Raw genomic sequence first — 1,163 nt, forward strand, 5'->3', positions numbered from 1 at the left:
TACCTGCACTCCGAGAAGTACCAACTGCGCCCCCGCGACTGGGCGGCGGCCGAGCGCGAAGGCCGCACCATCACCCCCCTGATCACCGCGCTCAACCGCGTCCGGCGCGCGAACCCCGCCCTTCAGCAGCTCAGGAACCTGCACTTCCACCAGGCCGACAATGACGCGGTCCTCATCTACAGCAAGCGCGCCGGTGACAACACGGTCCTGGTGGTGGTCAACCTCGACCCGCACCACGTGCGCGAGACCACGGTGTCCCTCGACATGCCGGAGCTCGGCCTCGGCCGGCACGAGTCGGTGCCGGTGCGCGACGAGCTCACCGGCGAGACCTACCACTGGGGCAGGACCAACTACGTGCGCCTTGAACCGGGGCGCAGCCCCGCACACGTACTCGTCCTGCGACCGTCCTCACCGCAGATCGGAGGGTCACCCACACCATGACCGTCAACGAGCCCGTCCAGGACACCTTCGAGGACACCCCCGCCAAGGACCGCGACCCGGAGTGGTTCAAGCGCGCCGTCTTCTACGAGGTCCTGGTACGCACCTTCCAGGACAGCAACGGTGACGGCATCGGCGACCTCAAAGGCCTCACCGCACGACTCGACTATCTGCAGTGGCTCGGCGTGGACTGTCTGTGGCTGCCCCCGTTCTTCGCCTCCCCGCTGCGCGACGGCGGTTACGACGTCTCCGACTACACCGCGGTCCTGCCGGAATTCGGGGACCTCGCCGACTTCGTGGAATTCGTCGACAGCGCCGAAGGATCCCGAAGGCCCGTACGGCGACTATTACGTGTGGGCGGACGACGACAAGCAGTTCCAGGACGCCCGCATCATCTTCGTCGACACCGAAGCCTCCAACTGGACCTTCGACCCGGTCCGCAAGCAGTACTACTGGCACCGCTTCTTCTCCCACCAGCCGGACCTCAACTAGCGCTGCGGTTCTGGCTCGACCTGGGAATAGACGGCTACCGCCTCGACGCCGTGCCCTACCTGTACCAGGAGGAGGGCACCAACTGCGAGAACCTCCAGGCCACCCATGAATTCCTGAAGCGGGTCCGCAAAGTCATCGACGCGCACTATCCCGACACGGTTCTCCTGGCGGAGGCGAATCAGTGGCCGGAGGACGTCGTCGACTACTTCGGCTCCTTCGAGAACGACGGCGAC

General features: G+C 65.9%; 1 protein-coding gene and 1 pseudogene. Both read left to right on the forward strand.

The features are described 5' to 3' along the window. Window positions 1–441 (forward strand): annotated as a pseudogene (locus IG78_RS0141095) (DUF3459 domain-containing protein); the annotation flags it as partial. Beyond that, window positions 438–1,163, forward strand: a 726-nt coding sequence (locus tag IG78_RS53085; RefSeq protein WP_488356440.1) for an alpha-amylase family glycosyl hydrolase, incomplete at its 3' end; no start/stop codon positions are given. The pseudogene IG78_RS0141095 and the gene IG78_RS53085, both read left to right, overlap by 4 nt.

Source organism: Streptomyces aureocirculatus, assembly GCF_000720475.1.
Taxonomy (GTDB): Bacteria; Actinomycetota; Actinomycetes; order Streptomycetales; family Streptomycetaceae; genus Streptomyces; species Streptomyces aureocirculatus.